At 30.6% G+C, this 6,474-nt stretch carries 6 protein-coding genes and 1 pseudogene; 1 reads left to right on the top strand and 6 read right to left on the bottom strand.

The annotated features are described in order from the left end of the window. From Q3287_RS16215 to Q3287_RS16205, 3 genes and pseudogenes are all read right to left on the bottom strand, one after another. Positions 1–124 (bottom strand): hypothetical protein (locus Q3287_RS16215; RefSeq protein WP_407815454.1); only part of this gene is annotated, 124 nt, incomplete at its 3' end. Positions 125–126: 2 nt separating this feature from the next. Beyond that, positions 127–174: pseudogene (locus Q3287_RS16210) on the bottom strand (bacteriocin); the annotation flags it as partial. Positions 175–201: 27 nt separating this feature from the next. Further along, complete coding sequence (locus Q3287_RS16205) at positions 202–918, bottom strand: PrsW family intramembrane metalloprotease (RefSeq protein WP_054269079.1); 717 nt, start codon at positions 916–918, stop codon at positions 202–204. Positions 919–1,175: 257 nt separating this feature from the next. Here Q3287_RS16205 and sleC point away from each other — a divergent pair, with 257 nt between their 5' ends. After that, positions 1,176–2,447 carry a spore cortex-lytic germination protein SleC gene (gene sleC, locus Q3287_RS16200; protein ID WP_054269078.1) on the top strand — a complete coding sequence of 424 codons (1,272 nt, stop codon included), beginning with the start codon at positions 1,176–1,178 and terminating at the stop codon, positions 2,445–2,447. A 354-nt stretch (positions 2,448–2,801) separates the two neighbouring features. Here the strand turns inward: sleC and Q3287_RS16195 are convergent, their stop codons facing one another. The 3 genes from Q3287_RS16195 to iorA all read right to left on the bottom strand — a co-directional run bounded on the left by Q3287_RS16195 (position 2,802) and on the right by iorA (position 6,279). Next, positions 2,802–3,458: a hypothetical protein gene (locus Q3287_RS16195; protein WP_054269077.1), complete on the bottom strand. Its 657-nt coding sequence runs from the start codon at positions 3,456–3,458 to the stop codon at positions 2,802–2,804. A gap of 464 nt (positions 3,459–3,922) precedes the next feature. After that, a complete protein-coding gene (locus Q3287_RS16190) occupies positions 3,923–4,498 on the bottom strand; it encodes an indolepyruvate oxidoreductase subunit beta (RefSeq protein ID WP_054275834.1) in 576 nt (191 codons plus the stop codon). After that, the gene (iorA, locus tag Q3287_RS16185) at positions 4,498–6,279 is read right to left on the bottom strand and encodes an indolepyruvate ferredoxin oxidoreductase subunit alpha (protein ID WP_407964415.1); all 1,782 of its coding nucleotides are present in this window, start codon (positions 6,277–6,279) and stop codon (positions 4,498–4,500) included. The genes Q3287_RS16190 and iorA overlap by 1 nt, the downstream gene beginning before the upstream one ends. Between the last annotated feature and the right edge of the window lie 195 nt (positions 6,280–6,474).

Here is a 6,474-nt window from a genome sequence, read left to right as displayed (position 1 = left end):
TTTTTAATGTATTTATTCTAAGACCAGTAGTCTTATCTTCATCATAACTTTTTATAAAATCATCATATTCATCCTGTAGTATTTCTCTAATATCTTCTAAAAATTCTTCTGGTAAATTCGCCAAATTTATAATCCCCCTTCAATCTGCTTCGTTTGTTTGTCATTTATTTCTTTTAACTGTTTATGTCTTTTGCTTGAACTCTATTTTCTTTTCTTTTTCTTAAGATTACCGAAAAACACTTTTTTAGAGTGATTCATATATTTATCAAGTTTATCAAGATTTACCTTCCACAAAATTATCACATAAACTATAAGTAATATAATAGCCCATCTATATTCTATCATCAATATAAAATCAAAAACTCCATGTAATAAAATTGGAATCAATACAGCCATAAATAAGTACTCACGTCTCTTGTTTTTATTTCCTTCAAACTTATACTTAGAGATATAATATCCCATAGTAATAGCAAACATTACATGAGCTGGAATAGAGATAATCGCTCTATTAATACCAACTTGAAGGGCTAAATTACCACTTTCAGAAAAAATATAGACTATATTCTCAATTGTTGCAAATCCCAAAGATAAAAATACAGAGTAAATAATACCATCTAACTTTTCGGTAAAATGTTTTTCTTTAATTAGTGCAGGGATTAGTATTAGAGCTTTTACACCTTCTTCTACAAGCCCTGCAACTACAAATGATACATATATTAGTTCTGAATATCCTTCAAATACATTAAATTTCATCAGTAAATTTTCTAAAAGTATAATTATAATACTTAAAAAAGCACCTATTAAAAAAAATTTAATTAAATGAATTAAAGGCTCTCTACAATATTTATCTTTAGACCTTATCCAAAATAGCCCTATCAATATAGGAACTATTGCCAATAAAAATAAATCCAGCTTCATAGACTATTTTCCTTTCAAAATTTTTAATTCACTTCTGTTCAAAATTCTTAATTCATTTCTTCTTTATAGCATCTATTTATTTTTAGCTTATTTTGTTTTAAATACACTCTAAAATAGACATTAAATTATTCAAAGTCAAATATACTAAAATATTTTAAAAAATTTAAATTTATATCTATATTATTTAACAAATCTCAAGCTATATTCATATCTTGAAATATAAGGGAACTAAATTCATTTAAAGAAAGGGTGATTTGATGCAAGATGGTTTCTTAACAGTAAGTATAATCGATGCTACTAACAATAGACCTATTCAAAATGCAACAGTAAACATATATTCAATGTCTAATGGTAGCCAAAGCTCATCAACTTTATACCAAAACCTAACGAGTAATGAATCTGGTCAAGTGACTGGATTAGTATTACCAGCACCAGATGTAGATTACTCTCTACAACCATCTGATGTTAGACCTTACAGCCAGTATATAGTAGAAGCCATAGCAGATGGATATGAAACAGTTGTCATAGAAGGAACGCAATTATTAGCTACAATTGAAGCGAGACAGGGAGTTCCCATGTTTCCTAGAACAAGAAGTAAACGTTCTTTCTCAAGACAAAGTGAATTGATTTTTGATATAGGAGAACATACCCTATACGGTACTTATCCTCCTAAAATTCCAGAAAGTAACTCAAAGCCATTACCTCCTCCTACTGGTTTTGTTGTATTGGATAACCCTGTAGTACCTGAATTTATAGTAGTTCATGATGGTTTGCCAGAAGATTCATCAGCTCCAAACTATTGGATTCAATTTAAAGAGTACATTAAAAACATAGCCTCATCTGAAATATATTCAACTTGGCCTCAACAGACAATCTATGCAAATGTAATAGCTATAATATCATTTACTTTAAATAGGGTATTTACTGAGTGGTATCGAAATAAAGGATATAATTTTACAATAACTTCATCAACTGCATATGACCATAAATTTATAAACAACAGAAACTTATTTGAACCAATTAATGTAGTTGTAGATGCAATATTTAACACATTTATAAAAAGACCTCCTACTGCAAGGCAACCACTATTAGCACAATATTGCGATGGTCAAAAATCTCAATGTCCTAACCAAATGACTCAATGGGGAAGTAAAGATTTAGGTGACCAAGGATACGACTACGAAAGCATACTAAGATATTATTATGGAGATGAGATAGTATTTGAAAGAGCGCCTATAGTAAGTGGTGTCCCTGTATCATTCCCTGGGACTACATTACAAGTTGGTTCTACTGGACAATATGTTAGAACTATACAGAATCAGTTAAATGCCATATCCAACTCTTACCCAGCTATACCAAAGGTAATAGAAGATGGTATATATGGAACAGACACAGAAAATGCAGTTAGAATATTCCAAGGAATCTTTGGTTTACCTCAAAGTGGAGTGGTAGACTTTAAAACATGGTATGAAATATCTAGAGTTTACGTGGCTACAACTAGAATAGCTTCTTTAAACCCTTTAATTTAAAGTTTGATTTAGAATTTATTTTAGATTATCGATTCAAAATAAAAAATGGCTGTTATGAACTAATCTATACTATAAGTATTCTAACTTATAAGTATTATAGTCCTAACAGCCATTTTTGTAGTTATAACTTATTGTTTTAGAATCTTAAAACTTTAAATGGGGGATTTTAAGCTTCTTAAAAACAGTACTCGCAAATTTAGTTTTCTTTGAAATTGTATATTTATTTTTAATTTTAGTAAAATGTTGCTTCATAATGAAAATATTGCTTAGTTATTCTAAGTAATACTATTTTAAAGATTATTATTTTAAAAGATTATTCCTAGTTTAAATAATATTTTTGATTCATCAATAAACTTAATTTGTAACCTTAGATTTATTGGCTAAAGCTAATATTAGACCTAAAGCTATAGATGCAAATGCAGAGGCAATTACTCTATATTCAGCAGGGAATAAGAATACAATTGTATGGCATGGTATCCAGAAAAATGGTATAGTTTTTAAAACACTAAAACCAAGATAAGCATTCCAATCCACTACATTTACCACATCTTTAAGTGTTACCTTAATCCCTTTTTCAACTTCATATTTTTTGTCTATAAAACAATCCATAACCTTATGGAATAAAAACACAGTTGGTGACATTAGTATGTTCATAGTTGCACTCTTAAACAAAGCATTAGCAAAGGCTATTCCCTCAAAAGGAAGCATACCATCTACTTGTGCTTGACCTACACCTGCTGAGTAGATTGACATCGCATATGTTGTAACTATACCTATTATTCCCCAAACTATTGCTCTGTAAAAGACCCCTACTGGTATTTTCCAGTCTTTATGCAAGATTCTAGCACCAAGTAAATCTCCCATTGTAGCTAGTACAGCAAACTTGAAAAAACCTCCAATATATGGATGTGCACCTGTTGCTGCCATAAACACTTCTCTACTACTTGGTATCGCTAAGATAGCAATAATACAAATAAGAACTCCAATCCATATAAAATCGCCTTTTTTCATATTATAAATACTATTTAATATATAAATAGTTCTCCTTCCTGTCAAAGATTTATTTAATTTACAATTTATTTGTAATTATTTATTAACCATTGCTTATTAGATATTCATTTTCCATATTTAAATTTATAAAATCTTACTCTTAAATGATTGTATTTTAATCTTAATTTTTATTTATATTTTACCCTAACCCTTTATTTATCTACTTTACAACTAATCTTATTTACAATTACCCTATAATTTATTTTGTAATTGATTTCCACCCTAACCCTTTATCTAGTTTTCAACTAGTTTTATTTACAATCACCCTATAATCTATTTTACAATTGATTTCCACCCTAACCCTTTGTCTAGCTTTCAACTAGTTTTATTTACAATCACCATATAATTTGTTTTGTAATTGATTTCCACCCTAACCCTTTATCTAGTTTTCAACTAGTTTTATTTACATACTTATCATTTTATTTTTAGGCATTCATCCCTTCTTTTAAAGCTTTTATATTAATTTCTATAAACTTAGGTTTGACCTGTTGTGACACTACTTTTTCCCAATCTATATCATCCTCTATCTGTAGAGCCTTAATCAAAGCTCCTAAAAGGACCACATTCATAACTTTTTCATTTCCAAGACCTCTTGCAATATCAACTGCCTTTATCACTGTTACATCCACTTTTTCTTTAATATCATCTATTATATTTTCAGGATAATCCACTCTACCTGTTAAAATTGGTGCTGAAGGCATCTCATAATCATTCACTACTAATTTGCCATCAGGTTTTAGAAAATCAAGATATCTCAAAGCTTCCATAGTTTCAAATGAAACTAATACATCAACATCGCCCTTACCAAGTATAGGAGAGTGTACTTTTTCACCATATCTAACTTGAGTTGTTACACTTCCCCCTCTTTGAGCCATTCCATGAACTTCTGACATCTTAACATCATATCCAGCATCAATAAGACCAGCAGAAAGTATTTTACTTGCTAAAACAGTACCTTGACCTCCTACACCTGATAGCAATACATTTTTAACCTTTTTCATTATTCTTCACCAACCTTTTTTATAGCATTTACTGGACATACTTGTGCACACACTGTACAACCTACACATTGAGCTTGATTTATACTTGATTTCTTTTTAGATTTATCAAATCTCAAAGCAGGACATCCTGTTGTAAGACATTTCTTACATCCAATGCACTTTTCATCATCTACACTACAAACTGATGGTATAAGGTCAAATCTCTTTTTATCATCTTCAGTAAATTTTTTTAATGCACATGGCCATCTTGTAATTATTACTGATGGTTCCTCAATTGATAAAGCCCAATCCAATGCTCCTTTAGCTTCATCTAACTTATTAGGATTTACAACTTTTACATTCTTACATCCTAAAGCTTTTACTATAGTCTCAATATCCATCATTTCAGTAACATCACCTTGTAATGAAAATCCTGTCCCAGGATTCTCTTGATGCCCTGTCATACCAGTAATCCTGTTATCAAGAATACATGTTACAGTATTGCTTTTATTGTATATTATATCTATAAGTCCATTTATCCCTGTATGGAAGAATGTTGAATCTCCTATTGTACTTATAGTTCTCATATTAATATTATTTTTAGTAAATATTTTTTGTGCTCCATGAGCTACTCCTGGACCTCCTCCCATACATATACAAGTATCCTTAGCATTTAAAGGTTCTGCTCCTCCAAGTCCATAACATCCTATATCTCCACTTATAAGTACATTTTTAATTTTTCCTAACTCATAGAAAAATCCTCTGTGTGGACATCCTGCACATAATGTTGGTGGTCTACCTACTATCTTTTCTTTACTGTATTCTATTAGCTCCCTTTTTTCTCCCAAGATTGATTGTGCTATGATATCTGGGTTTAACTCCCCAATATTAGGTATCTTTTCCTTTCCAATACAAGGTATGTTATTCTCTTTTAAATGTTCTTCTATATAAGGTTCTAATTCTTCAATTACATAAACAGTCTCTACTTGTTCTGTGAACTCCCTAATTTTCTTAGTTGGAAGAGGATATGTAAATCCTAATTTTAAGTATGATACAGTATCTCCAAACACATCTTTAGCATACTCATAAGAAGCACCTGAAGTTATTACACCAATTTTTTTGTCATTCCATTCTATAAAGTTTAAATCTGTTTCATTAGAGAACTCCTCAAGTTTTTTTAATCTATCTTCAAGCTTAACTCTAAGTACTCTTGAAGTAGCTGGTATAGCATCAAATTTAGAAAGATTTCTTTCATATTTCTTTACAACTGTTTCTTCTTTTTCTCCTAACTCAACGAGACCTTTACTATGGCATACTCTTGTAACCATTCTAAATAAAACTGTAGTATCATATTTTTCACTTATTTCAACAGCTGCCTTTAACATATCTTTACATTCTTGGCTATTGCTCGGTTCTACCATAGCTATTTTTGCAAATTTAGCATAATGTCTATTATCTTGTTCATTTTGTGATGAATGCATTCCAGGGTCATCCCCTGACACAATAATCATTGCACCATTTACCCCCATATATGCATACGTAAATATTGGGTCTGCTGCGACATTTACTCCAACATGTTTCATAGCCGCAAGTGCTCTTCCTCCTGCAATAGATGCCCCTATTGCAGACTCTACTGCAACTTTTTCATTTGGTGCCCACTCTGCAATTATGTCATCTTTATACAGTGCTATATTTTCTAGTATTTCGGTACTTGGTGTTCCTGGATAAGCAGCTGCATAAGATATACCTGCTTCGTAAGCTCCACGTGCTACTGCCTCATTTCCTGTAAGCAATTGTTTCATGATTCTCCCCCCTTAGAAATAATACTCCTCTAATAGCTTAGTGTATTTGTTAGCGATACACTTTAAAAGCCATCAACATATACTTATTATCAATATGGTCTATATATTAATAAGTAAGTAATGATAAAATTAATCCACAAATTTATAATCATATTATTTAATTTATATATTAAGCAATTGCTATGCCAAGAAGTC

The sequence above is a fragment of the Clostridioides sp. GD02404 genome (assembly GCF_045898275.1).
Classification (GTDB): domain Bacteria; phylum Bacillota; class Clostridia; order Peptostreptococcales; family Peptostreptococcaceae; genus Clostridioides; species Clostridioides difficile_A.
Note: the sequence above shows the minus strand (reverse complement) of the source record. Positions and strands in the feature narration are given on the sequence as shown.

Coding starts and splice junctions, on each gene's coding strand:
- Q3287_RS16205 (WP_054269079.1), bottom strand. CDS start 918: ATGAAGCTGGATTTATTTTTATTGGCAATAGTTCCTATATTGATAGGG.
- sleC (WP_054269078.1), top strand. CDS start 1,176: ATGCAAGATGGTTTCTTAACAGTAAGTATAATCGATGCTACTAACAAT.
- Q3287_RS16195 (WP_054269077.1), bottom strand. CDS start 3,458: ATGAAAAAAGGCGATTTTATATGGATTGGAGTTCTTATTTGTATTATT.
- Q3287_RS16190 (WP_054275834.1), bottom strand. CDS start 4,498: ATGAAAAAGGTTAAAAATGTATTGCTATCAGGTGTAGGAGGTCAAGGT.
- iorA (WP_407964415.1), bottom strand. CDS start 6,279: ATGAAACAATTGCTTACAGGAAATGAGGCAGTAGCACGTGGAGCTTAC.